Raw genomic sequence first — 25,966 nt, 5'->3', positions numbered from 1 at the left:
CAGTGGATTACGTTGGCATGGCGCCTTTTCCGTAGCTTGATGCCCGAGCGCAAGTGCTGGCATTGATCAATTGCGCTTCGCGACTGGCTAGCCAGATCGCCACCCCGAACACCCGCCATGCCCGGAGTCGGGCCGCTAATGCCGCGACGTGTTCCAGCGGCTCGACCGTCACGCCAAGCGCTGCGCTTGATGTCACGCCGTCGTTCGCCGCGGTGCCGCTGCTGATACCGTTCCAGGCAGATTTTTCCCCCGATCCGATACCGTCAAACGGTAGCATTTGAGTTGCTTAGATCGAGTAGCGCACAGGTTATAGATGCCAGGCTCGCGTAGTGCTCGTTTGGTGGCGTCGCAAGCCGCGCAGAGGTATCGGCATCTCTGACGGTATTGGTTGAAGGCGGCGGAACGCATTTGATGCGTTGCCCATGGAGGACGTCCGCCAACTTGACAATCGAGTGGGAGTGAGCCCGAGGCGCTGAGCCGCCCCTCACGACGCCGACCTAACCCGCCGATGGCACGCAGCCGCCGGCGGGTTTTTTTCGGTTTGATGACAGACCCGTCACCGATTGAGGCTTCACTCCTGGGCCACCCGGCACGGCCACCGTCACGCGCGCTGCACATCGCATTCCTAGAGTCCGGCCACCCCCCGACTCTTCTCCCCGGAGTGCTTCCCATGTCCCAACAAGATCGCCGCGGCTTCCTGCGTGCCGTTGGCCAGGCCGTCGGCGCCAGCGCCGCGCTGGCCAGCTTCCCACCCGCCATCCAGCGCGCGCTGGCCATCCCCGCCAACACGCGCACCGGCACGCTGCACGACGTCGAGCACATCGTCGTGCTGACCCAGGAGAACCGCTCCTTCGACCACTACTTCGGCACGCTGGCCGGCGTGCGCGGCTTCGCCGATCCCTTCCCCGTGCCGACGCTGGACCGCCCCGGCACCTTCACCGGCAAGACCGTGTTCGTGCAGCCCAACGGCGGCGGCGCCAAGGTGCCCGGCCGGCCCGACTGGGGCGGCCAGCGCACGGCCATCGCGCCGTTTCACCTGAACACGCAGCAGGACTTCTCGGTGATGCGCGTCAGCGGCACGCCGCATTCCTGGAGCGACGCCCAGGCCGCCTGGGACCACGGCCGCATGAACAACTGGCCGGCCGCCAAGCAGGCGCATTCGCTGGGCTACTACAAGGAGGCGGACATCCCCTTCCAGTTCGCGCTGGCGCGTGCCTTCACGCTGTGCGACCACTACCACTGCGCCACGCAGACGGGCACCAACACCAACCGGCTGTTCCTGTGGAGCGGCGGCAACGACCCGCTGGCCAAGGCCGGCGGCCCGTCCACCGACAACAGCCACGACTGGTTCGACCCCAACCCGCTGACCGACTACACCTGGACGACCTACCCCGAGCGCCTGCAGTCCGCCGGCATCACGTGGCAGGTCTACCAGAACATGGACGACAACTTCACCGACAACTCGCTGGCCGGCTTTCGGCCGTTCCGCGACGCCTGGTACGGCCGCCCGGGCTTTTCCGCGCAGCTGCGTGACCGCGGTGTCAGCACGCGCGACCTGGGCCAGCTCAAGGCCGACGTGCTGGCCAACAAGCTGCCGCAGGTGTCGTGGATCGTCGCGACGGCCGAAGGCTCCGAGCACCCCGGCCCGTCCAGCCCCGCGTCGGGCGCGGACTACACGGCCCGCGTGCTTGACGCGCTGACCGCCAACCCCGAGGTCTGGTCCAAGACCGTGCTGTTCATCAACTTCGACGAGAACGACGGCTTCTTCGACCACCTGCCGCCGCCCGCGGCGCCGTCGTACCAGACTTACGACACCGATCCCGCCAAGGCCCAGCTGGCCGGCGCGTCGACCGTGGACACCACCGGCGAGTACCACCATGTGCTCAACGGCAGCAACCCGGCCTACCAGCACCGCAACTACGGCATGGGCCCGCGCGTGCCCATGTACATCGTGTCGCCTTGGAGCAAGGGCGGCTGGGTCAACTCGCAGGTGCACGATCACACGTCGGTGATCCGTTTCATCGAGGCGCGCTTCGGCGTGCAGGAACCGCTGATCACGCCGTGGCGACGCGCGGTCAGTGGCAACCTGACCGGCTGTTTCGATTTCGCCCGCCCCGAGGACAGCGCCTTCGTGCAGAACCTGCCGGCCACCGCCGCGCTGCGCACCCGTGCGCTGGCACTGCAAGGCACCAAGACGCCCGCAGCGCCTACCGGCCTGGCCGCGCCGGTGCAGGAGGCCGGCATCCGCATGGCGCGTGCGCTGCCGTACGAGCTGCAGGTGCAGTGCAGCGCCGCCGCGTCCGGTGCCACGCTGCGCTTCGAGAACAAGGGCGATGCCGGCGCCGTCTTCCACGTCTACGACCGCCTCGCGCTGGCCCAGCTGCCGCGCCGCTACACGGTCGAGGCCGGCAAGCAGCTCAGCGGCAGCTGGCCCGGCCAGGCCGGCGCCGCCTACGACCTGTGGGTGCTGGGCCCCAACGGCTTTCACCGCCACTTCACCGGCAACCTCCCCAAGGCCGGTGTCGCGCAAGCCCAGCCCGAGATCCGCGTGCAGGCCGACCGGGTCTACCTGGAGCTCAACGTCGAGCTGCGCAACGACGGCCCCAAGCCCTGCACCTTCGTGCTGCACACCAACCGCTATGCCAACGAGGTCGATCGCAGCTGGCCGGTGCTGGCCAACAGCGTGACGACGGTACGCATCGCCGTGGACGCGTCACACCGCTGGTACGACTACAGCATCAAGATTGCCGGGCTCGCTGGCTTCGGCCGCCGCCTGGCCGGCCACCTGGAGAACGGCCAACCGTCGATCAGCGACCCGGCGATGTCCGGCGCCGCCGTGCTCGACCAGACGCACCCCTGAACACCCGCTTCAAAGGCAGACCTTTCATGATCAAGCACACCTTCGCCCTCGGCCTGCTGGCCCTGAGCCTGAGCGCCCAGGCGCAAGCCACGCTGGGCAGCAACCTCATCGTCAACGGCGATGCCGAGCGCGGTGCCGCCGGCTGGACCGGCTTCGACGGCTACAGCCTGTTCCAGTCCGTCGACTACGGCAGCAACTGGGTGCTGCCCACGCAGCCCGGCCCGATCGACCGCGGCAGCAAGATGTTCGCCGGCGTCGGCGCGCAGGCCGCCGGCTTCCAGACCATCGAGCTGGGCGCACTGGTCGGCCAGCCGCTGCACTACGACCTGAGCGGCTGGCTCGGCGGCTGGGCTGAGCAGGGCGACAACGCGCTGCTCTACGTGTCCTTCCTCGACACCCAGGCCAACGAGATCGGTCATGCGGTCATTGGCCCGGTCGGCCCGGCAGACCGCGGCAACCAGACCGGCCTGTTCCGGCAGACCACGTCCGGCCTGCTGCCCGCACAGACGGCCTCGCTGATGTTCTCGCTGTCCATGGAGCGCGTGGGCGGCGGCGACAACGACGGCTATGCCGACAACCTGTCCTTCGTCGTCACCAGCGCCGTGCCGGAAGGCAGCACGCTGGCCTATGCCTTGGCCGGCCTGGCCCTGCTGGGTGGAGTGCTGAAGCGGCGCCGCTGACTCAGCGCCACGCGCCGAGGATGCCGCCCATGGCCGTGTACGCCACCACCTGGTAGCCGCTGTTGATGAGCCACAGCTTCAGCGAGCGCTGCTCGAACAGGTAGATCACGCCCAGCGACATCGCCACCCAGCCGATGCCGGTGGCCGCGCCGGCGAACAGGCCGAAGCCGAAGCTCGCCTTGGCGCCCAGGAACGCCGCAAGGTTGAACGCCATGACGAGGGCTGCCAGCAGCGACAGGCCGAAGGTGCGGCCCAGAGGCGCCTGGCGGGTCTGCTCCTCGGTGATGCCGGCCTCGCGCATCCACGCCCTCGCAAACAGGATGGGCGAGTACCAGAGCCCGCCGATGGCGAAGCTCACGAGGGCGGCGGCGGCGATGGCCAGGTAGTTAAAGTGGATGTCTTCCATGCAGGGCTCCAGCTGAAGGGGTGATGGCGGCGGATGCTGGCCGTGCGCCCTGGCTGCCGCCAGGGCCCGCGCGCCGAAACAGGACATCCGCTTGCCGAACGCCGATCTGCAGACGCTGAACCCGGTGCGCTTCGATGACCGGCTCGTGATGGCCGTCGGCAGCCTGGGCTTCGGCCTCGCCATCCCGTGGCTGACGGGCCTGTACGGCGGCCTCGGCCCGCGCGACGGCCTCTTCTGGCTGGGCTTGTTCGGCTTCATCGCGCTGGCCGCGGCCATCTGGGGCGGCAACCGCTGGCTGCTGTTCAAGCAGCGAGAGCACTTCGACTGGTTCCAGCGCCCGCTGCGCAAGCTGCTGATGCTGGTCGTCGCCAACGTGCTCTACACGGCGCCCATCACCGTGCTCGGCTTGCTGGGCTGGTACCTGGCCGCCGGCCTGGCCGTTGACCGCAGCACGCTGCAGATCGTGACGCTGACCAATGTCATCTGCGTGCTGTTCGTGACGCATGGCTACGAGACCATGTTCCTGATCCGCGAGCGCGAGTCCGACCTGGTGCGCGTCGAGCGGCTGGAGCGGCTGCGCGCCCAGGCCGAGCTCGGCGCGCTGAAGGCCCAGCTCGACCCGCATTTCCTGTTCAACAGCCTGAACACGCTGGGCCACCTGATCCAGGCCGAGCCCGCGCGCGGCCGCGAGTTCTGCGACACGCTCGCCGAGGTCTACCGCTATGTGCTGGACAGCCGCCAGCGAGACCTCGTGCCGCTGGCCGAGGAGCTGGCCTTCCTGCGCCGCTACCACCGACTGCTGGAGCTGCGCTTCGGTGCGGCCATGCCGCTGCAGGTCGACGCCAGTCTGGCGTCAGCGACCGGCTGGCGCATCGCGCCGATGGCGCTGCAGACCTTGCTGGAGAACGCCGTCAAGCACAACCAGGCCAGCGCCTCCGAGCCGCTGCCGGTGAGCCTGTCGCTGGGCGACGCGGCCGTGACCGTCGGCAACGACCTGCGCCCGCGCCGCACGGCGCTGCCGTCGGCCGGCGTGGGTCTGGCCAACCTCGACGAGCGCTGCCGGCTGCTGAACGGCCGGGCCTTGGTGGTGCGGGACGCCGATGGCCGCTTCGAGGTCGAGGTCCCCCTACAGTCCGCCGCATGAAAGTCTTCATCGCCGAGGATGAGCCGCCGGCCCGTGAGCGCCTCGTCGAGGCGCTGGCCCGCGTCGCGCCGCAGGTGGTCGTCGTCGGCCACGCCGACAGCGTCGGCGCGACCGCGCACTGGCTGGCCACGCAGCCGCCGCCCGACCTGTTGCTGCTGGACATCCAGCTCAGCGACGGCCTGTCGCTGGAGCTGTTTGACGGCCGCGAGCTGGCCGTGCCGGTCATCTTCACGACGGCCTATGACCAGTTCGCCATCGCCGCCTTCCGCGCGCTGGCGGTGGACTATCTGCTCAAGCCCGTGGGCGAGGCCGCGCTGGCCCGGGCGCTGGCCAAGGCCGAGAAGCTCAGGCGCGGCTTTGGCAGCGACGTGATGGCCGTGCTGTCCGAGCTGCAGCGCCCGCGCTGGCGCCAGCGCCTGCTGGGCCGCAAGGCCAGCGCCTTCCAGGCCTTCGACGTGGCCGAGCTGGCGTATGTCGTGTCGCTGGACAAGCTCAGCCACGCGGTGCTGCACGACGGCAGCCGGCTGCTGCTGGAGACGCCGCTGGCGGAACTGGAAACCCAGCTGGACCCGGCGCAGTTCTTTCGCGCCAACCGGCAGACGCTGCTGGCCGCGCGCGCGGTGGCGGGCTTCGTGCCCGCGGGCAAGGGGCGGCTGCGGCTGCAACTGCGGCCGGCCCTGGCGGGCGAGTTCTTCGTCAGCCAGGAGCGCGCCGCGGCCTTCAGGGACTGGCTGGCGCGCTAGGCTCGCCTGCGCTGCCAGGCCAGGCCGCACAGCCCCGCCAGCCACAGGATTGCCGCCGCAGGCTCGGGCACGGCGGAGGTGACGGCGGTGAAGACGAAGCGGTCGCCCTGGCGCACCAGGGTTCCCGAGCCCGAGCTGATGCTGATGTCCGCAGGCGCAAGGATGTAGTCCAGTGTGGCCGTGTGACGGAAATCGGCGAAGGCGTTGAGCTCCGCGGCAATGTCCAGCTGGGCCCGCAGATCCAGGATGCTGCCGTCCTGCACGATGAAGTGAAACTCCAGACCTTGCACATCGGGTGTCCGGTCACCGAGCTGCCGCCCGCGGTTCAGCGTCACGAGGCCGGGCGACTCCAGGCTGCCCGGCGCCGTCTGCACCACGGTCACCGGTGAGCCGCGGCCGTGGCTGATCGCCAGCCTGAACGCCGCCGTGGCGATGCCGTCCGGGTAATTGAACATCCCGGGCGGCTGGGGCAGGTCCTTCTGGCTGCCCAACAGGCCGTTGAAGCTGAAGTGCATGGTCAATGCGGACGCGCCGGCGCCGCCGTGGATGGCGAGTTCGTCCATGTACTCGGCATGCGCTTCGGCGCGCACCAGCGGCGCGCCGAAGTTGGAGGGCGGCGCCCCCAGGGCATAGCTTGAAAACGCCCCGGCCTGGAGCAGACCCACCGCAGCAGTCGACTGCCAGTTGGCCTGCAACAAGTGTTGAACCGGCAGCCCGTTGCCGACGGTCTCGTACAGGCTTTGCGCGGTGTCGCTGCCGGTGATCACGGCGCCGCCACGGTTCACGCCCGTCAGCGGGCGGTTCACCGCCTCGGCCAGGCAAGGCAGGTCGTCGCGCGTCGGCACGCAGCGCAGCATGACCCGGCCGCCCCAGGTGGACAGCACCGTCGCATTGGCCAGGGGCGGCAGCGCGAGCGGCGCGGTCACCAGGATCAGGAGGCTGGCCGCATGGCGGCACAGGCGCAGGTAGGGGTTCATGGCGTGTCTCTCACAGTGGGGAATTGATGGCGTCGTGCCCCGCCAGGCTCGAAAGCGCAGCAGCGGCATACCCGGGAACACGGAATGCGGGCCTCGAACCCGCCACCTTCTGCGCCGCACCCCCTAAGGTGGTGGCTTCAACGCGTCTGCTGCGCCTGCGCCATCAGGCGCGCCACGTCGGCCTGCAATGCCGGGCTGGCATTGGGCTCTGCGGCCAGTGGCTGCCTCCGCCGCACGGCGTCCAGGCGTGCCAGTGCCGCTTGGACACGACCTTGCGCCAGCTCGATCTGCGCTTGCCGGGCTTCGATCATGTCCAGCATCAGTGGCTGCCAGGGCGAGGATGGGTGAATGGCCGCTGTGGCCCGAGCTAGCAAGGCCTGCGCCGCCACGACGTCGCCTTGCTTCAGCGCCATGTCCACCTGGCGCAGGTAGAGCCTGGTGCGTCGGTGACTGCGAAAAGGCGGCTCGGCGGCGGCGGCCTTGTCCAGCCTGGCATACGTCGCGGCCGCGTCGTGGAAGTGGCCGTCCGCGACCTGCAGCCGCGCCAATACCCCCAGCGCGTAGGTCGACATGCCCTGGCCGGGGGCCTTGTCGGCGAGTTCCCCGGCGGCCTGGATGATCAGCGGCCGTGCTTCGTCGAAGCGCCCGAGTTCGAGCAGGCATTCGCCCGCTGCGGCGGCCGAACCGGCGCGGTACAGGAAACCGCCATCCCCGCGCAACCGGTAGGCCTGCTCCGTCGCCTGGAACAGCGCCAGCGCCTGGGCCCACTGCCCGCGGTCCTGCAGGATCACCGCATGCCCGAACTGCGCGGTGAGAAATTCCTCGCTGCCCGGACCGGCGTTGGCGCGCATCGCCTTCATCACCTGGTCGCTCGCCCGTTCGGCATCGACCAGGCGGCCGGAGAGCTTGTAGAAATGCGCCAGATCGCGGTCCACCGCGCTGACCATCAGCGAGTCCGAACCCCAGCGGGCAACGCGCTCGCGGCGCATGGTCTGCATCAGCGCGAGGGCCTCGGGCATGTCGCCACGGCTTGCCAGGATCCACGCCAGGCCGTTCAGCGCGCCCGGATATTCGTCCTCCTTGACCGGCTTCTTCGACAGCAGCCGCACGGCCTCGCGGTAGGCGTTCTCGGCATCGGTCTTGTCCGCCTGCTTGCGGAACAGCGCATCACCCAGGCGCACTTGCAGGTTGCCGCGGGCCCGGTCGGCGGCCTCGCCGTGCAGGCCCTGCAACACGGCAGTCCCTTCGCGGGCGTGCTGCTCCGCGGCGGCGTCGCGGTCCATGGCCAGCTCCGCGGTGGACAGCTGAGACAGCGCTTCGGCAAGCTCGATCTCGTGGCCGCCCAGCTGCTTCCAGACGGCGACGCCCTGCGCGCGCAGTGCCGCGGCGCGCTCGGCCTGGCCGATGCCGGCCTGCATGTCGGCCAGCACACCCAGCAGGCGTGCGCGCGCCTCGGGCGCATCGCGCAGTTCGGTGGCCAGGCGCTTCTCGCCGCGTTCGAGCAGGTCGCGGGCGGTGATGCGTGCGGCGGCCTCGGGCGTGTTCTCGCGCGCATCGGTGGCGGTGAACAGCCGTGCCAGGAAGTCGCTGGTGGCCTGCGCCCGGCGCGCCTCGCGGTCGGCGCGCTCGGCCTGCCACGCGGTGCTCACCAGGCCTGCCGTCAGCGCCACCCCCACGGCCGCGGCAGTGCCTGCGGCCCAACCGTGCCGGCGCAGCCACCGACCCAGCCGGTACGGCAAGGTCGCCGGTCGCGCCAGGATGGGCTGCAAGCGCAAGTGGCGTTCGATGTCGTCGGCGAACGCGGCGGCCGCCGTATAGCGTGCGGCCGGCGCCTTCGCCAAGGCCTTCATCACCAACGTGTCGATGTCGCCGCGCAGCGCGCGCTGGCTGGCCATGCGGCTCGGCGGCAGCACGTCGGCGCCCAGGATGGCCTCCTCCAGCGCCGCCGGCGTGTCGCGCGCCAGCAGGTAGGGGCGCTTGCCGGTCAGCACTTCGTACAGCAGCACGCCCAGCGAGTACACGTCGCTGGCCACGCCCAGCGGCCGGCCGGCCATTTGCTCCGGGCTGGCATAAAGCGGTGTCATCGCCCGCCCGCCGGCCTGCGTGAGCGCCGTGTCCACGGTCTCGCCCTCCGGGGCCAGCAGCTTGGCGACGCCGAAGTCCAGCAGCTTGGGCGTGCCTTGGGCCGTCACCAGCACGTTGGCGGGCTTGAGGTCGCGGTGGATGACGAGTCGCTCGTGGGCGTGTTGCACCGCGCGCAACACGCTGATGAACAGCATCAGCCGCGCATTCAGCGGCAGTTGCGCCGCGTGCTCGGTGATGGGCACGCCGTCGACGAACTCCAGCGCCAGCCAGGGCTGTCCGGCGTCGCTGCCGGCGTCCAGCACCTGCGCGATGCAGGGGTGATCTAGCGTGGACAGGATGGCGCGTTCGAACGCGAACCGCTTCAGGAAGCCGCGCGTGGACTGCAGCCTGTGCGGCAGCTTGAGCGCCACCTCGCGGCGGTGCGCGCCGTCGCTGCGGCGCGCCAACCAGACGCTGGCCATGCCGCCGCGACCCAATTCGCGCAGCAGGTCCCACGGGCCGACGCGCTGGCCGGCCACCAGCCCGTCGGCCGCGTGCAGCGGCGGCAGCGCGTGCAGGAAATCGGCCGTCTCGATCGCGCCGCGGTCCTGCAACAGCTGTCGCAGCGCGGCGCGCACCTGAGGTGGGCCGGCGTCCAGTCCTTCCAGCCAGGCCGGTCGCGCCGACGGGGCGAGCGCCAGCGCCTCGTCCAGCAGCGCCAGCGTACGGCGCCAGTCTTCGGGGGTCAGCTGCATGGCAAAACGGCGGGAGTTGCTGTCGGCAGTCGCGGCATCCGGGCGCGTTGTTCGCCAGGGCTCAGCCGGTTTTCAGCGCGCTGTACAGAAAGCTGCGTGCCTTCTCCCAGTCGCGTTCGACGGTGCGCTTGCCCAGGCCCAGCGCCTGGGCGATCTCGTCCATCTCCAGGCCGACGAAATAGCGCATCTCCACCACGCGCACCAGCCGCGCGTCGACGGCCGCCAGCTCCGCCAACGCCTCGTGCACGGCCAGGATCTGGGCGTCGCCTGCCGGCGCCGTGTCGCCAGCGGCGGTGTCCAGCGTCAGCAGCGGTTGACCGTCGCTGCGCTTTTGCGCGCGCAGCTCGCGCACCAGGTCGACGACGACCGAGCGCATCACGCGGGCCGCGTAGGTCAGGAAGTGGGCGCGGTCGCGCACCTGCAGCTGCTCCAGCTTGACCAGGCGCAGATAGCTTTCGTGGACCAGCGCGGTCGTGTTCAGCACGCCGGCACCGTCATCGATGTGGCGCAGCTTGGCGTGGGCGACGCGGCGCAGGTCGGCGTAGAGCAGCTCGTACAGCCGGTCCACCGCCGCCGTGCTGCCGGTGCGGGCGGCGTGGATCAGCGAGGTGATCTCGCCAGTGTGGTCAGGTCCTCCCATGCAACCGATGGTAGGGGCGGTCTACGCGGTGCGCCCTCCCACGATCGGCGTGCATGGCCTGGGCGCTCGGCCGGTCGCTCAGCGCGCCGCCAGCTGCTTGCGGATCGCCCCCACCATGCGCGCGTCCGCGCCGGCCAGCATGGACGTGCGCGCCGCGATGCGGCCCTCGCCGTCCAGCAGGATCAGCTCGGCGCTGTGGTTGAACTCGCCGTCGGGCAGCGCGCGGTACTGGAACTTCAGCAACGCGGCGATCTTGCGCACCGTCGCCGGGTCGGTGCGGGCCAGCGTCCATTGCGAGGCATCCAGGCCGCGCTCCTTGGCCATGCCGTCCAGCTTGGCCTGGGTGTCGCGGGCCGGGTCGAAGCTGATCAGCAGCACCTTCACGCGCGGGCGTTCGGCGTCGCTGAGCGCCGCCTGCGTGTCGCGCGCGGCGTCGATCAGCATCGGGCAGATGAACTGGCAGCTGGTGTAGAACATGCTGACCAGCACCGGCTGGCCGCGCGCGCCATCCAGCTTGACGGTCTGGCCGCGCTGGTTGGTCAGCGTCGCGTCGAGCTGGTAGACGGAGTCGCCGGGCAGGGCCAGCGCAAGACCGGCCAGCCACAGCCAGCCGCACATCAACCATCGCTTCATCGCGTCACCTCGCGTACACATCGAAAGCCCAGGCTGCCGGTGCTGTCGGCGGCGTTGAGCGAGGAGAGCAGGGCGACACGCATCAGCACCGCGTAGTTCTGCCGGTCCTGCAGGTCGATCGCGCCGGCACCGCAGAACTTGAGCTTGTCGGGGTCGGCGGCGCTGCGGCTGTCGCCGTTGACCAGCAGCGCGTTGAAGTCGTCCACCCATTCCCAGACCAGGCCGTGCAGGTCGCGCACGCCGTAGACGTTGGCCGCGCCGCCGACGGCCGGCAGCGACTGGCTGGCCGGCCGCGCGTACCAGCCGAGGATGCGCGCCAGCCAGGCCGGGTCGCCGCGGGCGTCGGTGCGCGTGGCGTCCGCCGCGGCGGCGTACTCCCACTCGTACCAGCTCGGCAGCCGGCCGCCCTCGGCCTCGCAGTAGGCCTGGGCGGCAAACCAGCTGACCTCGGTGACCGGCGCGTCGTCGCTGCCGCCTTCGGCAACTTGGCGCAGATAGCCCGCGCCGGCAAACACGACCGGCGCGCGGTCGGGACGCCAATCGGCGTGCGTGGCCAGGAAGCGGCGGAACTCGGCGCGCGTGACCGGCGTCTCGCGCAGCGCGAAGGCGGCGATGCGCGTCGGCTCGCGGTCGGTGTCGCGCGCCAGCACGCTGTTCAGCACGCCCGCCGGCAGCGGCACGTAGATCGCGCCGCTCAAGGCCAGGACCGCGGTGGCCAGGCCCATCAGTGACCCGCCTGGTTGGTCGTGGCCGGCTTGGCCGCGCGCTGCTTCTTGACCTCGTCGGCCGAGATGCTGCCGCCCGGGTTGCCCCAGCTGTTCAGCACATAGGTCAGGATGTTGGCGACCTCGTCGTCATTGAGCTGGTTCATCGGCGGCATCACGGAGTCGTAGTCCTTGCCGTTGACCTTGACCTTGCCCGACAGGCCGTGCAGCACGGCGCCGATGGCGCGCTTGGGGTCCTGGCCCAACCAGTCCGACTTGGCCAGCGGCGGGAACACGCCGGCCAGGCCGGCGCCATTGGCCTGGTGGCAGACCGAACAGGTGCCCGCGAACAGCGCCTTGCCGGCGGCGATCTGGTCCTGCGGCGTCAGCGTGCCCCCGGCCGCTGCCTTCGTGGCGCTGGCCACCGCATTCAGGTTGGGCGCGGCGCGGTCGCCCAGGTAGACGGAGTCGACCTCCTTGCCGGAGTAGATGCTCTTGTCCTCGGGGCCGTCGATCTTCAGGATGGCCAGCGCGCCCTTGTTGAAGGCGCGGAAGATGGAGTGGTCCACCATCACATAGCTGCCCGGCACCTTGGCGTTGAAGTCCACGATGGCGGCGCCGCCGGCCGGGATCAGCGTCGTCTGCACGTTCTTCTGCGCCAGCGTGCCGCCCTCGAAGCGCACGTTGTCGAAGATGGCGCCGATGACGTGGAAGCTGGACACCAGGTTGGGGCCGCCGTTGCCGACGTACATGCGCACCGTTTCGCCGACCTTGGCGGTGATCGCCTTGTCGCCGGTCAGTGCTCCCTCGGCGCCGTTGAACAGCACGTAGGTGGGTTGCTCGGCGATGGCCTTCTCCATGTCGAAGGGCTGCAAGCCCTTCTCGCGGTACTTGCCGGTCGTGTAGAAGTCGCCCTGCATCACGTAGTACTCGTGGTCCACCTTGGGCAGGCCCTGCGGCGGCTCGACGAGGATGAGGCCGTACATGCCATTGGCCACGTGCATGCCCACGGGCGCGGTCGCGCAGTGGTAGACGTAGATGCCCTCGTTCAGCGCCTTGAAGCTGAACTGCGATTCGTGGCCCGGCGCCGTGAAGCTGGACGCCGCGCCGCCGCCCGGGCCGGTGACGCCGTGCAGGTCGATGTTGTGCGGCATCTTGCTGCTGGGATGGTTCTTCAGGTGGAACTCCACCGTGTCGCCCTGGCGCACCCGGATGAAGCTGCCCGGCACGGTGCCGCCGAAGGTCCAGAAGGTGTAGCTGACGCCCTCGGAGATGGGCATGTCCTTCTCGATCACTTCCAGTTCGACGATGACCTTGGCGGGTGTCTTGCGCCCCGTGGCCGGCGGCACCAGCGGGGGGCTGGTCAGCTGGGCGCGGATCACCGGCAGGTCTTTGCCGGGCGCGCCGTGGGCGGGCATCGCCAGCAGCGTGGACGTGGTGATCGCGGCGAGCAGAAGCAGGCGCAGCAGCATGGCGTGTCTCCCTGGTGGGTGGTGCCTCAAGCCGGCCGGCCGGAGCGAAGCCATGCTAGGCAGCCGACCTCCTGCGTGGTTTGCGCTGGATCAAGCCGGCAGCACGCGCCGATGGCGCGGCTATGCTTGCCCACACCCTCACCACGCCTTGTCTGCCATGCGCGCTGCCCTGAGCCTTCTCGCCCTCGTCATCGTTGCGGCCATCGTGCTGTCGCTGGTCAAGAAGCAGGCCACGGCGCTGAAGCCGCCAGCGGCCGGCGCCTCGGCTGCCAGCGGGGCCTTGCCTCAACCCAAGGCCGTCGGCCAGCAGGTGCAAAGCTCCATCGACGACGCGGCCAAGCGCGCCGTCGAGGCGGCCTCCGCGGCGACGAACTGAGCGGTGACCGGCCACAAGCTCTTCTTCGCGCTGCGGCCGGATGAAGAGACGGCCACGCACATCGCGCGGGGCGTGACCGCCGAGCACGAGGCGTGCGGTCTGCAGGCGCGCCTGCGGCCCAGCACCATCTTCCACATCACGCTGCATTACTTTGGCTACAGCGACGGCGAGCCGGACGCGCAGCTTGTCGCGCTGGCCTGCCGCGCGGCCGCCGAGGTGGTGCGGCCCGCGTTCGACCTGAGCTTCGACACCTTCAAGAGCTGGGGCGAGGAGCAGGCGGGCAAGCACCCCTTCGTGCTGACGGGCGGCCAGGGCCTGGAGTCGGTGCGCGAGCTGCGCGACGCGCTGGTGGACCGCCTCGTCGCCCATGGCCTGCCCGCGCCGCAACGTGGCTACGAGCCCCATCTGACGCTGCGTTACGACAAGCGCAGGGCGCCCGCCTGGCCTGTTGAGCTGCCGGGCTGGGTCGCCAGCGAATTCGTGCTGGTGAAGAGCCCGCAGGGGCTGACGCGGCACGACGTCATCGGGCGCTGGCCGCTGCAGGCCTGACGTCCTACAGGCGGCGTGGCTGCCCGCCGACCGCCACCGCGCCGCGCAGCGGTGACCATGAGCCGTCCCCATGCAAGGAGAGACCGCCATGATCAAACATGTCATTGCCCTTGTGGCCGCCTCCGGCTTGGCCGCGAAGCTGGTTCACCACCTGAGTCAGAAGCGGCAAGTGCGCCGCTCGCGAGACGAACACCGGCAGCACCGGGAAGACGTCAGCCGCTGGGAAGACGAGGGCGGCAACCTGCCCGAGGTCAAGCCGCCACCGGCCCACTGAGGCTGCCGCGCTGCAGAGAAAGCCGCCCCGAGGGGCGGCTTCTGGCGTGGCGCGCGTGGACGCGCGCTCAGCCGTCGACGATGGCCCGCGCCAGCGCGCGCACGCTCAAGGGCGCACAGCCTTCGGCCTTGTTGGAGATGGTGACGAAGACGTCCTGCCCCGCGCCGGCCGTGCCACGAATGACGCGGGCCAGTTCGGCGCGCGTGTCCGGGTCCGGGTCCAGCATCTCGTTGAACTCGCCGTAGCGCTTCTCGGCGTCCTCATAGCCAAAGGGGCCATGCAGGCGGTTCAGGTTCCAGCGCGCGACCAGCGGCCCCGGCCACAGCGCGCGCAGCAGCGGCAACTGCTCCCGCAGCGGCGGCAACTTGGGATGCAGGCCCAGGCAATAGCAGGCGCCGGCATCGCGCAGCAGCGCGACGAGGTCGGTGCCCAGCCATTGCGCGTCGCGCACCTCGACGGCGATGACGCCGGCCGGCGGCTTGGGCAGGGCCAGCAGCAGCGCGTGCAGGCGGTCGAACTGTTCGTTCATGTGTGCCAGCCGCGGCGCGGGCAGCGGGCTGAGCTGGAAGACCAGCGCGCCGGTGCGCGGCCCCAGGCCTTCGAAGACCGGCTCGATGAAGTCCTGCAGCGCCGCGGCCGGGTCCAGGAACAGCGGGTTGGGCTGCTGGCCGCGGCCGTCCTCGCTGCGCACGAGGGCATCGGTCACCAGGCTGGGCGCCTTCACGGTGAAGCGAAAGCCGGGCGGCACCTGCTGTGCATGGCGCTCGTACTCGCTGGCCGCCAGCGGCCGGTAGAAGCCGCGGTCGATGCCGACGGCACGCAGCAACGGGTGGGCCGCATAAGCGCTCAATCCCGTCTTGGACAGCGTCGCCTCGCTGTGCTTGCCGGCCCAGACCAGGCCTTGCCAGCCGGGGTAGCTCCAGGTCGACGTGCCGAGATGGATGTGCGATGACAGCGCGGCGGCCAGCGCTTCGTCGTCGGGCTGAGGCGGTGCCGCCTGCACGCCGCGTGGGCGCCTGGCGGGGGCGTCGGCGCCGAACAGATCGTCTTGCAACGTCACGGGTGAAGCTGCACACCCGTGGCGGCGAGCGCGGCGTGGATCGCGCGGGCGAAGGCGAGGGCGTGCGGGCCGTCGCCGTGCAGGCAGATGGTCTGGGCCTGAAGCGGCACGGTCTCGGCCGTCACCGCGACGACGACGCCTTCGCGCACCATGCGCAGCGTGCGCGCCACGGCCTCGTCCACGTCGTCGACGAAGGCACCGGGCTGGCTGCGCGGCACCAGGCTGCCATCGGCGCGGTAGCCACGGTCGGCAAACACCTCGGCCACGGCGCGCAGGCCGGCGCGCTCGGCGGCGCGCAGCAGCTCGCTGCCGGCCAGGCCGTACAGCGCCAGGCCAGGGTCGACGGCGCGCACGGCCGCTGCGATGGCGTCCGCCAGCGCCGGATCGCGCGCGGCCTGGTTGTAGAGGGCGCCGTGCGGCTTCACGTGGTGCAGTTGGCCGCCCTGGGCGCGCAGCAGCGCCTGCAACGCACCGATCTGGTAGATCAGGTCGGCCCGTACGTCGGCGGGCGCGAGTTGCATCTCGCTGCGGCCGAAGTTGTCGCGGTCGGGGTAGCTGGGGTGGGCGCCGATGGCCACGCCGCGCGCCAGCGCCGCGGTGACGGTGGCCTGCATCAGCCGTGCGTCGCCGGCATGCCAGCCGCAGGCGATGTTGGCGGAGCTGACCAGGGCCAGCAACTCGGCGTCGTCAGGCGCGCCTTCGCCGAGGTCGGCGTTCAGGTCGACATGCAGCGCATCGTTCACAGCGCGCTCCTCAGTTGGTCCAGCAGGGTTCGTTGGGCCCGCAGCGCGGCCTGTGCTTCGTCCAGCGTGCAGGGCAGGAAGCGCAGTGTGCCGCCCAGGCGCAGCTGCGCGAGCTTCCACAGGTCGGCGCGGATGACGACGCCGATCTTGGGATAGCCGCCGGTGGTCTGCGCGTCGGCCAGCAGCACGATGGGCTGGCCCGATGGCGGCACCTGGATGACGCCGGGCAGCACGCCATGTGAAGGCAGTTCCTCGCCGCGCTCGCGCTGGAGTTCGGGCCCGGCGAGGCGATACCCCATGCGGTTGCTTTGCGGCGTGACCTGCCAGTCGCTGTCCCAGAAGGCGGCGCGGGCGGCGGGCGAGAAGTCCTCGTGCTCAGGACCGGGCAGCACGCGCACTGTCGCATCCCAGTCCGGTGGGCGAATGCCAATCGCCCGCGACGGCAGGGTGGTGGGTGGCTGCAGCGGCAAGCGGTCACCGTCGTGCAGCGCGCGGCCGGCCAGGCCGCCAAAGCCCGCCTTCAGGTCGGTGCTGCGCGAGCCCAGCGCCGCCGCCACGGCGATGCCGCCCGAGACCGCCAGATAGCTGCGCATGCGCTCGCGCGGCGCGGCGAGCTTGAGCGTCTGGCCGGCACGCACGTGTTGCCGCCACCAGGGCCGCAGCGGGCGGCCGTCCAGCGTCGCGTCGGCATCGGTGCCGGTCACGGCGATGCAGCAGTCGGCGTCCAGGCGCAGGCTGGCGGCACCGAGCGTGAACTCCAGGCCGGCCGCATCCACCGTGTTGCCGACCAGCAGGTTGCCCCAGGCCAGCGCCAGCTCATCCAGCGCGCCGCAGCGGCTGATGCCGCGGTCACGCCAGGCGTTGCGACCGAGGTCTTGCACCGTCGTCAGCGGGCCGGCGCGCAGGATCTGCAGGCTCATAAGGTCTCGGCGACGAAGCGCACGCGGTCGCCCGGTGCCAGCAGCGTGGGTGGCTCGGCCAGCGGGTTGAACAGGGGCAGCCGCGTGCGGCCGATCAGCTGCCAGCCGCCCGGCGTGGCCAGCGGGTAGATGCCGGTCTGCGCGCCACCGATGCCGACGCTGCCGGCCGGCACGGCCACGCGCGGCTCGGCGCGGCGGGGCATGGCCAGCAGTGGGTCCAGCCCGCCCAGGTAGGCAAAGCCGGGCTGGAAGCCGATGAAGTACACGCAGTACTCGGCCGCAGTGTGCCGACGCACGACTTCGTCGCTGGACAGGCCGCAGTGGGCGGCGACGTCGGCCAGGTCGGGGCCGTCGTAGGTCACGGGGATGTCGACCAGCTGGCCCAGCGCACGGTCGGATGCGGGCTGTTCCCACAGGTCCCGCACGGCCTGTTCCAGCGCCGCGGGCTGCGTCTGCAGCGGATCGAACAGCAGCGTCAGGTTGTTCATGCCTGGGATCAGCTGCTGCACGCCGTCGACCTTGGCCAGGCCGGCGGCCAGCTGCCAGATGCGCTGCTGCTGCGCCAGCGACTGCGGCGCCGGCAGCGCGCAGCACAGCGCCGCTTCGCCGAGGGGATGGATGGACAAGCTGGCCATGGTGAAAGCATGCCATGGGTAAACTGCCGCCCCTGATGACCGAGCCCCTCTTCACGCCCGCCGACGAGTACGCGATGCGGCTCGCGCTGGACCAGGCCCACAACGCCTGGCTGGTGGGCGAGGTGCCGGTGGGCGCCGTCATCACGCGCGGCGGCCAGGTCATCGCGACCGGCTACAACCGCCCCATCACGACGCACGACCCGACGGCGCATGCGGAGATCGTCGCGCTGCGCCACGCGGCCACGCTGATGGAGAACTACCGGCTGCCGGAGTGCGAGCTGTTCGTCACGCTGGAGCCCTGCGCGATGTGCGCGATGGCGCTGATGCATGCCCGCTTCAAGCGCGTGGTGTTCGCCGCGCGCGACCCCAAGACGGGCGTGGCCGGTTCGGTCATCGACCTGTTCGGTCAGGCCCAGCTCAACCACCACACCGCCATCGAAGGCGGGCTGATGGCCGACGCGTCGGCGCAGCTGCTGCGCGACTTCTTCAACGAGCGGCGCGAGGCGGCGCGCGCGCGCCGCGCGGAACGCGCCGGCTTGATCCCCACCGGCGAAGCCACCGAACTGGACGAATCCTGATATGACCTCACTGACCCTGTTCACGCCGTCGGGGGTGCTTGCCAAGGCCCAACCCTTGCAGCGCGCCGCCAAGCGCCTGGGCCAGCTGGGCTTCGAGGTCGGCATCGACGCGAACGCGCTGGCCAAACACCAGCGCTTTGCCGGCGAGGACGCCGCGCGGCTGGACGCGTTGCACCGCATCGCCGACGCCGCGCCCTCGGTGGCGCTGGCCACCCGCGGCGGCTACGGGCTGACCCGCTTGCTGGACCAGATCGACTGGGGGCGCATCGCCCACAGCATCGAGCACGGCACGCGCTGGGTCGGCTACAGCGACCTGACGGCGCTGCAGAACGGCCTCATCGCCCGTCACAAGGGCTTGTCCATGTGGGCCGGCCCGCTGGCTTGCGACGACTTCGGCCGCAGCGAGGCCGACGGCGGTGTCGACGAGGTCACGCGTGACTGCTTCCTGGAGGCCATGAGCGGTGCGCTGGAGGCTGTGGGCTTTCGCGAACCCACCGGCGGCTTCGACGGCCTGGAGGCCCGCGGCCGGCTCTGGGGCGGCAACCTGACCGTGCTGTGCTCGCTGCTGGGCACGCCGCACTGGCCCAAGGTCAAGGGCGGCATCCTGTTCCTGGAAGACGTCAACGAGCACCCCTACCGGGTCGAGCGCATGCTGCTGCAATTGCAGCAGGCCGGTGTCATCGATGCGCAGGCGGCCGTGCTGCTGGGCGACTTCAGCGGCGCGGCCAAGTCGCCGCTGGACCGGGGCTATGGCATCAGGGACGCGGTGGCGCAGCTGCGCAGCCGCACCCAGACGCCGGTGCTGACGGGGCTGCCCTTTGGCCACGTGCGCACCAAGGTCTGCCTGCCGGTGGGCGCGACGGTGGAGCTGTATGTGCAGGGCCGCGAGGCCATCCTGGGCTGGCAGTCGGACGCTCGCCTGGCTCATGGCGCACATGGCCACGATCACGACCATCACTGAAGACACCCCGGGTTTTCCACGCCGCCTTGCCCCGGGATGTGACGTTGTATAGACGAGTGCGCCGACTATGATCTCGACCATCGCCTCGGCCTGCGCCGGGGCGCTTGTTTTTTGAGGTGTCGTGTTGGGTGGAGTCGGCGGTTGGACCAGGTGGGCCTTGGGCGCGTTGGCGCTCCTGGGGCTGGCCGGCTGCAACAACAGTCCGCACCCGCTAGGTGCCGAGCGCGAGAACACGCTCTACATGGCCTTCTCGGAGCGCTCGCCGCGCTACCTGGACCCGACCTCGTCGTACACGGCGCCCGAGAGCACCTACACCTACGAGATCACCGAGCCGCCCTACGGCTACCACCCGCTGAAGCGGCCGTACACGCTGATCCCGCGCGCGGCGTCGGTTCTGGCCAAGCCGTACTACCTGGACGCCCAGGGCAAGCGCCTGCCGGACGACGCGCCGGACGCGCAGATCGCGCAGGCCGTCTATGACGTGCCCATCCGGCCGGGCCTGAAGTGGTCGCCGCACCCGGCTTTCGCCAAGGACGCGCATGGCCAGTACCGCTATCACCACCTGAAGCCGGGTGAGCTGGGCGACAAGCGCAGCCCCTTCGAGTTCGCGCACCAGGGCACGCGCGAGGTCGTGGCGGAGGACTTCGTCTACGCCATCAAGCGCCACGCCAGCCCGCGCGTCGAGGCGCCCGTGGCGGCGGTGTTCTCCGAGCATGTCATCGGGCTGAAGGACTACATGGCCTTGCTCAAGCAGGAGAGCGCGAAGCAGCTCGCCGGCCTGCCCCCGGGCCAGGGTGACAAGCCCTTCCTGGACCTGCGCCGCTGGCCGCTGGCGGGCGCTGAGGCCGTGAACGACCACCTGCTGCGCATCCGGCTGAAGGGCCGCTACCCGCAATGGCAGTACTGGCTGGCCACGGCGTTCACGTCGGCCATCCCCTGGGAGGTGGACGCCTTCTATGCCCAGCCCGGCATGGCCGCCAACTCGCTGACGTGGAACCAGTGGCCGGTGGGCAGCGGGCCGTTCATGATGACGGAGTACGTGCAGGACCGCCGGCACGTGATGAGCCGCAACCCCAACTACCGGCCCGACACCTACCCCTGCGACGGCAGCCCCGGCGACGCCGAGGCGGGGCTGCTGGCGGACTGCGGCAAGCGCATCCCCTTCGTCGACAAGGTCGTCGCGATCAACGTGAAGGAGCGGGTGCCGATCAAGGAGCTGTTCAAGCAGGGCTACCTGGACCTGCCCGAGATGGACCGCGCGGACTGGGGGGTGACGCTGGCCGTGGACCGCGACGACTCCGACGAGGTGAAGGCATTCTTCGAGCAGCGCGGCTTCAAGCTGCCGATGGATGTGGACATCACGAACTGGTACCTGGGCTTTAACTGGCTGGACCCCGTCGTCGGCAAGGGCGACACGCCGGAGCAGCAGAAGCGCAACCGCGCGCTGCGCCAGGCCATCTCCATCGCCATCGACTGGGAGGAGGGCTACGGCCGCATCTTCCGCGACAAGGGCGGCGACGCGGCCCACGGGCCCATCCCGCCGGGCGTGTTTGGCGCCAGGGAGGGCCAGCCGGGCGAGTACAACCCGGTCACGCACCGGCTGGTGGACGGCAAGCCGGTGCGCCGCTCCATCGCGGATGCGCTCAAGCTGATGGAAGAGGCCGGCTACCCCGGCGGCCGTGACGTGAACAGCGGCAAACCGCTGGTGCTGAACTACGACTTCCAGCGCGTCGTGACGCCCGAGCTGAAGGCCGAGAACGACTGGCTGGTGCGTCAGTTCGCCAAGCTGGGCATCCAGCTGGACATCCGCGCGACCGACTTCAACCAGTTCCAGGAAAAGATCCTGAAGGGCAAGCATCAGATCTTCTGGTGGGGCTGGTTCGCCGACTACCCGGACGCCGAGAACTTCCTGTTCCTGCTCTACGGCCCCAACAGCAAGAGCCTGCACGAGGGCGAGAACACGTCCAACTACGCCAACCCCGAGTTCGACCGGCTGTACCGCAAGCTCCAGTCGCTGGAAGACGGGCCCGAGAAGGTCCAGGTGATGGCGCAGATGAACGACATCGCCCGCCAGGACTCGCCCTGGGCCTGGGGCTACTGGAGCTACTCGGGCGTGGCCTTCCAGAGCTGGGTGCACAACGGCAAGTCCGGCGTGGTCGTGCGCGACCGGACGCGCTATCTGCGCGTGGACGCCGAGATGCGCACGCGCAGGATTGCCGAGTGGAACCACCCGGTCTGGTGGCCGCTGCTGGCGCTGGCCGCCGGTGGGCTCGCCGTCTTCGTCGCCACGCGCCGCGCCTGGCGCAAGCGCGAGACCGCCACGGCCTTGGGTGGTGCACGCTGATGCTGGGCTTCGTCTTGCGCCGCCTGGGCTACGGCCTGGCCATCCTGGTCGGCGTCAACCTGTTCACCTTCTTCCTGTTCTTCTCGGTCAACACGCCGGACGACATGGCGCGCCTGAACATCGGCGGCAAGCGCGTCACGCAGGAGCAGATCGAGAAATGGAAGACCGAGCGCGGCTATGACAAGCCGCTGTACTACGACGCCAGCAAGGAGGGCGGCGAGCGCGTGACGCACACCATCCTTTGGGAGCGCTCGATCAGCCTGTTCGCGCTGGACTTCGGCAAGAGTGATGCGCGCCAGGCCGTCAACATCGGCCACGAGGTCAAGGTGCGCATGGGCGTCAGCCTGCAGCTGGCGTTGCCGCTGTTCATCCTGCAGGTCATCGTCAGCATCGCGTTCGCGCTGCTGCTGGTGTTCTTCCGGCACACCAAGATCGACTTCTGGGGCGTGGTGCTGTGCGTGCTGATGCTGTCCATCAGCAGCCTGTTCTACATCATCGTGGGCCAGTTCCTGTTCGCGCGCGTGCTGCGGCTGGTGCCCATGAACGGCTTTGCGCCGGGGCTGGACGCGGTCAAGTTCCTGGCCCTGCCCATCCTGCTGTCGCTGCTCTCCAGGCTGGGCGGCGAGGCGCGGCTGTACCGGGCGATGTTCCTGGAGGAGATGGGCAAGGACTATGTGCGCACGGCGCGCGCCAAGGGCCTCAGCGAAGGCCGCGTGCTGACGCGCCATGTACTGCGCAACGCGCTCATTCCCATCATCACCAGCGCCGGCAGCTATCTGCCCTATGTCTTCCTCGGCAGCCTGGTGTTCGAGAGCTTCTTCGGCATCCCGGGGCTGGGCGCCTTCGTCATCGAGGCCATCACGGGCCAGGACTTCGCCATCGTGCGCACCATGGTCTTCCTCGGCGCGCTGCTCTACATCGCCAGCAATGCGCTGATCGACATCGCCTACACCTGGGTCGATCCCCGGGTCAGGCTGGGTTGAGGTCGTCATGAAGTTCGTGCTGCTCTGGACCGACCTGGCGCTGTGGCTGATGGTGGCCGCCGTCATCGCCTACGCGCTGCGCGTGCGGGCACAGGCCAACCTGCGGGCCACCTGGCGCCGCGTGTTGCGCGACCCGGTGGCGGCATGCGCGGGCGTCGTGATGGCGTTGTTCCTCGTTGTGACGCTGGTGGACAGCATCCATCTGCGCCACGCGCTGGCCACGGCGGCCGGCGAGGCCGTTGTCTACGACACGCGCACGCTGTCGTTGCTGGACCTGGCGCTGGAGCGCCAGCTCGGCATGCGCGAGGTCAGCTATTCGCTGCCGCTGGGCACGCATGGCTTCAACAAGGAAAGCGTCGTCGACCCGCAGGGCCGGGTCAGCCGCGAGCTGCCGCGCCTGCAGTTCGGCGGTGCGCATCTGGCCGATCCGGCCACGCAGTGGGCGGGTGACGTCGCTCGCCGCACGGCGCTCGGCGTGGCCGGCGGCCTGGTCGCCGCGCTGCTGCTGGTCGCGCTGACCGCCATGGCGCTGGCCCGCCATCACGGCGGCTGGCGCGGCGCGCTGGCCGACCTCGCGGCCGATCGCACCTTCTACCCGCTGCGCGCCATCCTGCTGACGCTGACCCTTGTGCTGCTGCTGGCCGGCCCGGTCATCGCGCTGATGCCGCACTACCACGTGTTCGGCACCGACCGCACCGGCAACGACGTGCTGGTGCAGGCGCTGAAGAGCGTGCGCACGGCCTTCGTCATCGGTGCGCTGTCGACGCTGGCGACGCTGCCGCTGGCGCTGTTTCTCGGCGTGCTGGCCGGCTACTACAAGGGCTGGGTCGACGAAGCCATCCAGTACGTCTACACGACGCTCAGCTCGGTGCCCAACGTGCTGCTGATCGCCGCCTGCGTGCTGATGGTGCAGGTCTTCTTCGACAAGAACCCCGAGCTCTTCGAGACGGCCGCCGAGCGGTCGGACCTGAAGATGCTGATGCTGTGCCTCATCCTGGGCCTGACCGGCTGGGCCGGCCTGTGCCGGCTGGTGCGCGCCGAGACGCTGAAGCTGCGCGAGCTGGACTACGTGCAGGCCGCCACCGCCTTCGGCGTCGGCGACTTGCGCATCATGGCCCGCCACATCGTGCCCAACGTGATGCACCTGGTGTTGATCACCGTGGTGCTGAGCTTCTCCGAGCTCATCCTCTACGAGGCCGTGCTGACCTATGTCGGCGTGGGCGTGGACCCGGTCATGAACAGCTTCGGCAGCATGATCAACCTGGCCCGCTCCGAGATGTCGCGCGACCCGGTCGTCTGGTGGAGCTTTGCGGCGGCCTTCGGTTTCATGGTGGGTCTGGTGCTGGCGGCCAACCTGTTTGCCGATGGCGTGCGGGACGCGTTCGATCCCAAGGCGCGCTCGGCCCGGCCGCGCGTGTTCCTGCGCAAGAAGGTGGCCGACCATGCTTGAGATCGACGACCTGCGCGTGCAGCTGGACGCCGACGCGGGCCTGGTGCGCGCCATCGACGGCATGCGCCTGAGCCTGTCGCGCGGCGAGACCTTCGCGCTGGTCGGCGAGAGCGGCTGTGGCAAGAGCATGACGGCGCTGGCGTTGATGCGCCTGTTGCCCGAGAGCGGACGCATCACCGGCGGCGCCGTGCGCCTGGACGGGCGGGATCTGCTGGCGCTGCCGGAAGGTCAGATGCGCGAGGTGCGCGGTGGCCGCATCTCGATGATCTTCCAGGAGCCGTCGACCAGCCTGAACCCCGTCATGCGCGTCGGCGACCAGATCGTCGAGGCGATCCAGGCGCACACGCCGCTGCGCGGCGCGGCCGCACGCGCCAAGGCCATCGACTGGCTGGCCCGCGTCGGCATTCCCGAGCCGCGGCGCCGCTTCGACGACTACCCCTTCCGGCTGTCCGGCGGGCAGAAGCAGCGCGTGATGATCGCCATCGCGCTGGCCGCCGAGCCCGACTACCTGATCGCTGACGAGCCGACCACGGCGCTGGACGTGACCATCCAGGCGCAGATACTGGACCTGATCCGCGACCTGCAGCGCGAGCGCCAACTGGGCGTGCTGCTGATCACGCACGACCTGGCGGTGGTCAGCGGCATGGCCCACCGCGTGGCGCTGATGTATGCCGGCCAGATCATCGAAGTCGCGCCGGCGGCAGAGTTTTTCGCCAACCCCAAGCATCCCTACGCCCGCCTTCTGCTGCAGGCGCTGCCCGACGCCGCGCGGCGTGGACAGCCGCTGGCCGCCATCGCCGGCACCGTGCCGCCGCTGTGGCTGGAGTTCGCGGGCTGCCGCTTCTGGCCGCGCTGCGACAAGGCCATGGGGCACTGCGCCGGCACCGTGCCCGACCTGACCGAGGAAGGCCCACAGCACCAGGTGCGCTGCCTGCTCTACAGCCAGCCCGGCGACGCGCTGCCACGCCAGGCCGTCGTGCCGAAGGTGCTGCCGCCCGTGCCGACAGGGCAGGGCGAGCCGCTGCTGGACGTGCGCGACCTGCGCGTGCGCTTTGCGCTGAAGGTGCCGCTGTTCTGGCGCGGCCCGCGCCATTTCGACGCGGTCGACGGCGTCAGCTACCAGCTGCACGCCGGGCGCACGCTGGCGCTGGTCGGTGAATCCGGCTGCGGCAAGACGACGTCCGGCAAGGCCATCGTCCAGCTGCTGCGCCGTCAGGCCCAGATCAGCGGCCAGGCGTTGTTCAATGGCCAGGACCTGTTCCAGCTCGGTGGTTCGGCGCTCGTGCAGGCGCGCCGCGGCATCCAGATCATCTTCCAGGACCCCTTCGCGTCGCTGAACCCGCGCATGCGCGTGTCCGAGGTGCTGGAGGAGGGCTTGATCGCGTTGCGCCCCGAACTGGATGCCGGCCAGCGCCTGCAACGCTTGCACCTGCTGGTCGACCAGGTCGGCCTGCGCCGCGACGCCTTGCAGCGCTGGCCGCACGAGTTCTCCGGCGGCCAGCGCCAGCGCATCGCCATCGCGCGCGCCTTGGCCGTGGAGCCCAAGCTGATCGTCTGCGACGAGCCGACGTCCGCGCTGGACGTGTCCGTGCAGGCCCAGATCCTCAATCTGCTGCGCGACCTGCAGCGCGAGCAAGGCCTGGCCTATCTCTTCATCACGCACAACATCGCCGTCGTCGAGTACATCGCCGATGAAATCGCCGTCATGCGGGCCGGGCGCATCGTCGAGCAAGGCGCTTGCGGCGATGTTCTGAGCCGCCCGCGCGAAGCCTATACACAGGACCTATTGGCTGCGGTGCCGCGATTGCTCGTCTCCAGAGCTTGATCTCGTCGCGTGCGGACAACGCCTAGGGGTTTCACTCTAGGCGCAGTAACCGCAAGAAATCCTTTGAAATCAATGGTTTACGGTGTGCCCTGCTTGGCGTAGGGGCATCTACGGGGCAGTGCGCATGCTGCGCCCGCACAAACTTCTGGCACCCCCAAATCTGAGCCTATCGCTCGGGTCAAGGATTGGC

General features: G+C 70.1%; 25 protein-coding genes. 13 read left to right on the top strand and 12 right to left on the bottom strand.

All coding sequences use genetic code 11. The annotated features are described in order from the left end of the window. Positions 1–7: 7 nt before the first annotated feature. Positions 8–277, bottom strand: coding sequence for a hypothetical protein (locus AC1D29_RS23800; protein ID WP_477902116.1), 270 nt, complete (start codon positions 275–277; stop codon positions 8–10). Between the two features lie 393 nt (positions 278–670). Here AC1D29_RS23800 and AC1D29_RS23795 point away from each other — a divergent pair, with 393 nt between their 5' ends. Next, on the top strand, positions 671–2,860 hold the full coding sequence (locus tag AC1D29_RS23795) for a phosphocholine-specific phospholipase C (protein ID WP_477902114.1): 2,190 nt from the start codon (positions 671–673) through the stop codon (positions 2,858–2,860). A 26-nt stretch (positions 2,861–2,886) separates the two neighbouring features. After that, positions 2,887–3,540 (top strand): PEP-CTERM sorting domain-containing protein, encoded by a 654-nt coding sequence (locus AC1D29_RS23790; RefSeq protein WP_477902112.1) that lies wholly within the window; start codon positions 2,887–2,889, stop codon positions 3,538–3,540. 1 nt (position 3,541) lies between these two features. On the opposite strand, the gene AC1D29_RS23785 is transcribed toward AC1D29_RS23790, so the two are convergent. Further along, positions 3,542–3,946, bottom strand: a complete 405-nt coding sequence (locus tag AC1D29_RS23785) for a DUF1761 domain-containing protein (RefSeq protein ID WP_477902110.1) — start codon at positions 3,944–3,946, stop codon at positions 3,542–3,544. Between the two features lie 91 nt (positions 3,947–4,037). On the opposite strand from AC1D29_RS23785, the gene AC1D29_RS23780 reads away from it, so the two are divergent. Next, positions 4,038–5,090 carry a sensor histidine kinase gene (locus AC1D29_RS23780; RefSeq protein WP_477902108.1) on the top strand — a complete coding sequence of 351 codons (1,053 nt, stop codon included), beginning with the start codon at positions 4,038–4,040 and terminating at the stop codon, positions 5,088–5,090. Beyond that, the gene (locus tag AC1D29_RS23775; RefSeq protein ID WP_477902106.1) at positions 5,087–5,833 is read left to right on the top strand and encodes a LytR/AlgR family response regulator transcription factor; all 747 of its coding nucleotides are present in this window, start codon (positions 5,087–5,089) and stop codon (positions 5,831–5,833) included. The genes AC1D29_RS23780 and AC1D29_RS23775 overlap by 4 nt, the downstream gene beginning before the upstream one ends. Here AC1D29_RS23775 and AC1D29_RS23770 read toward each other — a convergent pair. The 6 genes from AC1D29_RS23770 to nirK all read right to left on the bottom strand — a co-directional run bounded on the left by AC1D29_RS23770 (position 5,830) and on the right by nirK (position 13,078). Next, positions 5,830–6,810, bottom strand: coding sequence for a PEP-CTERM sorting domain-containing protein (locus AC1D29_RS23770; protein ID WP_477902104.1), 981 nt, complete (start codon positions 6,808–6,810; stop codon positions 5,830–5,832). The two genes, AC1D29_RS23775 and AC1D29_RS23770, sit on opposite strands and share 4 nt — an antisense overlap. A 137-nt stretch (positions 6,811–6,947) precedes the next feature. Continuing rightward, a complete protein-coding gene (locus AC1D29_RS23765; protein WP_477902102.1) occupies positions 6,948–9,629 on the bottom strand; it encodes a protein kinase domain-containing protein in 2,682 nt (893 codons plus the stop codon). A 61-nt stretch (positions 9,630–9,690) separates the two neighbouring features. Then, positions 9,691–10,269 carry an ECF-type sigma factor gene (locus AC1D29_RS23760; RefSeq protein ID WP_477902100.1) on the bottom strand — a complete coding sequence of 193 codons (579 nt, stop codon included), beginning with the start codon at positions 10,267–10,269 and terminating at the stop codon, positions 9,691–9,693. A gap of 78 nt (positions 10,270–10,347) precedes the next feature. Further along, positions 10,348–10,902: an SCO family protein gene (locus AC1D29_RS23755; RefSeq protein ID WP_477902098.1), complete on the bottom strand. Its 555-nt coding sequence runs from the start codon at positions 10,900–10,902 to the stop codon at positions 10,348–10,350. Continuing rightward, complete coding sequence (locus tag AC1D29_RS23750; protein WP_477902096.1) at positions 10,899–11,627, bottom strand: formylglycine-generating enzyme family protein; 729 nt, start codon at positions 11,625–11,627, stop codon at positions 10,899–10,901. The genes AC1D29_RS23755 and AC1D29_RS23750 overlap by 4 nt, the downstream gene beginning before the upstream one ends. Continuing rightward, positions 11,627–13,078: a copper-containing nitrite reductase gene (nirK, locus tag AC1D29_RS23745; RefSeq protein WP_477902094.1), complete on the bottom strand. Its 1,452-nt coding sequence runs from the start codon at positions 13,076–13,078 to the stop codon at positions 11,627–11,629. The genes AC1D29_RS23750 and nirK overlap by 1 nt, the downstream gene beginning before the upstream one ends. Positions 13,079–13,235: 157 nt before the next feature. On the opposite strand from nirK, the gene AC1D29_RS23740 reads away from it, so the two are divergent. From AC1D29_RS23740 to AC1D29_RS23730, 3 genes are all read left to right on the top strand, one after another. Next, positions 13,236–13,454: a hypothetical protein gene (locus AC1D29_RS23740; RefSeq protein ID WP_477902092.1), complete on the top strand. Its 219-nt coding sequence runs from the start codon at positions 13,236–13,238 to the stop codon at positions 13,452–13,454. A 3-nt stretch (positions 13,455–13,457) separates the two neighbouring features. Next, positions 13,458–14,003, top strand: a complete 546-nt coding sequence (locus AC1D29_RS23735; protein WP_477902090.1) for a 2'-5' RNA ligase family protein — start codon at positions 13,458–13,460, stop codon at positions 14,001–14,003. A gap of 88 nt (positions 14,004–14,091) precedes the next feature. Further along, positions 14,092–14,277, top strand: coding sequence for a hypothetical protein (locus AC1D29_RS23730; RefSeq protein ID WP_477902088.1), 186 nt, complete (start codon positions 14,092–14,094; stop codon positions 14,275–14,277). 67 nt (positions 14,278–14,344) lie between these two features. Here AC1D29_RS23730 and AC1D29_RS23725 read toward each other — a convergent pair whose 3' ends face one another. The 4 genes from AC1D29_RS23725 to pxpB are packed head-to-tail and all read right to left on the bottom strand — an operon-like array spanning position 14,345 to position 17,635. Continuing rightward, a complete protein-coding gene (locus tag AC1D29_RS23725) occupies positions 14,345–15,331 on the bottom strand; it encodes a DUF72 domain-containing protein (protein ID WP_477902263.1) in 987 nt (328 codons plus the stop codon). A 2-nt stretch (positions 15,332–15,333) separates the two neighbouring features. Next, the gene (gene pxpA, locus AC1D29_RS23720) at positions 15,334–16,068 is read right to left on the bottom strand and encodes a 5-oxoprolinase subunit PxpA (protein ID WP_477902261.1); all 735 of its coding nucleotides are present in this window, start codon (positions 16,066–16,068) and stop codon (positions 15,334–15,336) included. Between the two features lie 8 nt (positions 16,069–16,076). Beyond that, complete coding sequence (locus AC1D29_RS23715; RefSeq protein WP_477902086.1) at positions 16,077–17,000, bottom strand: 5-oxoprolinase subunit C family protein; 924 nt, start codon at positions 16,998–17,000, stop codon at positions 16,077–16,079. Further along, complete coding sequence (gene pxpB / locus AC1D29_RS23710) at positions 16,997–17,635, bottom strand: 5-oxoprolinase subunit PxpB (RefSeq protein ID WP_477902084.1); 639 nt, start codon at positions 17,633–17,635, stop codon at positions 16,997–16,999. Before pxpB ends, AC1D29_RS23715 begins: the two co-directional genes overlap by 4 nt. 35 nt (positions 17,636–17,670) lie before the next feature. On the opposite strand from pxpB, the gene tadA reads away from it, so the two are divergent. The 6 genes from tadA to AC1D29_RS23680 all read left to right on the top strand — a co-directional run bounded on the left by tadA (position 17,671) and on the right by AC1D29_RS23680 (position 25,776). Further along, positions 17,671–18,213, top strand: coding sequence for a tRNA adenosine(34) deaminase TadA (gene tadA / locus AC1D29_RS23705; RefSeq protein WP_477902082.1), 543 nt, complete (start codon positions 17,671–17,673; stop codon positions 18,211–18,213). Position 18,214: 1 nt separating this feature from the next. Next, positions 18,215–19,174 (top strand): LD-carboxypeptidase, encoded by a 960-nt coding sequence (locus tag AC1D29_RS23700; RefSeq protein WP_477902080.1) that lies wholly within the window; start codon positions 18,215–18,217, stop codon positions 19,172–19,174. Between the two features lie 157 nt (positions 19,175–19,331). Next, on the top strand, positions 19,332–21,518 hold the full coding sequence (locus AC1D29_RS23695) for an ABC transporter substrate-binding protein (RefSeq protein ID WP_477902078.1): 2,187 nt from the start codon (positions 19,332–19,334) through the stop codon (positions 21,516–21,518). Continuing rightward, a complete protein-coding gene (locus AC1D29_RS23690; protein WP_477902076.1) occupies positions 21,518–22,501 on the top strand; it encodes an ABC transporter permease in 984 nt (327 codons plus the stop codon). Before AC1D29_RS23695 ends, AC1D29_RS23690 begins: the two co-directional genes overlap by 1 nt. A 7-nt stretch (positions 22,502–22,508) precedes the next feature. Continuing rightward, positions 22,509–23,951 (top strand): ABC transporter permease, encoded by a 1,443-nt coding sequence (locus AC1D29_RS23685; protein WP_477902074.1) that lies wholly within the window; start codon positions 22,509–22,511, stop codon positions 23,949–23,951. Beyond that, entirely contained in the window at positions 23,944–25,776 is a 1,833-nt protein-coding gene (locus AC1D29_RS23680; RefSeq protein WP_477902072.1) for an ABC transporter ATP-binding protein, read from the top strand. Before AC1D29_RS23685 ends, AC1D29_RS23680 begins: the two co-directional genes overlap by 8 nt. Positions 25,777–25,966 lie beyond the last annotated feature (190 nt).

This window comes from Roseateles sp. P1_C6 (assembly GCF_056406315.1).
Note: the sequence above shows the minus strand (reverse complement) of the source record. Positions and strands in the feature narration are given on the sequence as shown.

Bases quoted from the DNA above. Each gene is read 5' to 3' on its own strand.
- AC1D29_RS23740 (WP_477902092.1), top strand. From the start codon at position 13,236: ATGCGCGCTGCCCTGAGCCTTCTCGCCCTCGTCATCGTTGCGGCCATC.
- AC1D29_RS23680 (WP_477902072.1), top strand. From the start codon at position 23,944: ATGCTTGAGATCGACGACCTGCGCGTGCAGCTGGACGCCGACGCGGGC.
- AC1D29_RS23770 (WP_477902104.1), bottom strand. From the start codon at position 6,810: ATGAACCCCTACCTGCGCCTGTGCCGCCATGCGGCCAGCCTCCTGATC.
- AC1D29_RS23795 (WP_477902114.1), top strand. From the start codon at position 671: ATGTCCCAACAAGATCGCCGCGGCTTCCTGCGTGCCGTTGGCCAGGCC.
- AC1D29_RS23750 (WP_477902096.1), bottom strand. From the start codon at position 11,627: ATGGGCCTGGCCACCGCGGTCCTGGCCTTGAGCGGCGCGATCTACGTG.
- AC1D29_RS23775 (WP_477902106.1), top strand. From the start codon at position 5,087: ATGAAAGTCTTCATCGCCGAGGATGAGCCGCCGGCCCGTGAGCGCCTC.
- AC1D29_RS23760 (WP_477902100.1), bottom strand. From the start codon at position 10,269: ATGGGAGGACCTGACCACACTGGCGAGATCACCTCGCTGATCCACGCC.
- AC1D29_RS23765 (WP_477902102.1), bottom strand. From the start codon at position 9,629: ATGCAGCTGACCCCCGAAGACTGGCGCCGTACGCTGGCGCTGCTGGAC.
- AC1D29_RS23790 (WP_477902112.1), top strand. From the start codon at position 2,887: ATGATCAAGCACACCTTCGCCCTCGGCCTGCTGGCCCTGAGCCTGAGC.
- AC1D29_RS23730 (WP_477902088.1), top strand. From the start codon at position 14,092: ATGATCAAACATGTCATTGCCCTTGTGGCCGCCTCCGGCTTGGCCGCG.
- AC1D29_RS23785 (WP_477902110.1), bottom strand. From the start codon at position 3,946: ATGGAAGACATCCACTTTAACTACCTGGCCATCGCCGCCGCCGCCCTC.
- nirK (WP_477902094.1), bottom strand. From the start codon at position 13,078: ATGCTGCTGCGCCTGCTTCTGCTCGCCGCGATCACCACGTCCACGCTG.
- tadA (WP_477902082.1), top strand. From the start codon at position 17,671: ATGACCGAGCCCCTCTTCACGCCCGCCGACGAGTACGCGATGCGGCTC.
- AC1D29_RS23685 (WP_477902074.1), top strand. From the start codon at position 22,509: ATGAAGTTCGTGCTGCTCTGGACCGACCTGGCGCTGTGGCTGATGGTG.
- AC1D29_RS23690 (WP_477902076.1), top strand. From the start codon at position 21,518: ATGCTGGGCTTCGTCTTGCGCCGCCTGGGCTACGGCCTGGCCATCCTG.
- AC1D29_RS23800 (WP_477902116.1), bottom strand. From the start codon at position 277: ATGCTACCGTTTGACGGTATCGGATCGGGGGAAAAATCTGCCTGGAAC.
- pxpB (WP_477902084.1), bottom strand. From the start codon at position 17,635: ATGGCCAGCTTGTCCATCCATCCCCTCGGCGAAGCGGCGCTGTGCTGC.
- AC1D29_RS23755 (WP_477902098.1), bottom strand. From the start codon at position 10,902: ATGAAGCGATGGTTGATGTGCGGCTGGCTGTGGCTGGCCGGTCTTGCG.
- AC1D29_RS23715 (WP_477902086.1), bottom strand. From the start codon at position 17,000: ATGAGCCTGCAGATCCTGCGCGCCGGCCCGCTGACGACGGTGCAAGAC.
- AC1D29_RS23700 (WP_477902080.1), top strand. From the start codon at position 18,215: ATGACCTCACTGACCCTGTTCACGCCGTCGGGGGTGCTTGCCAAGGCC.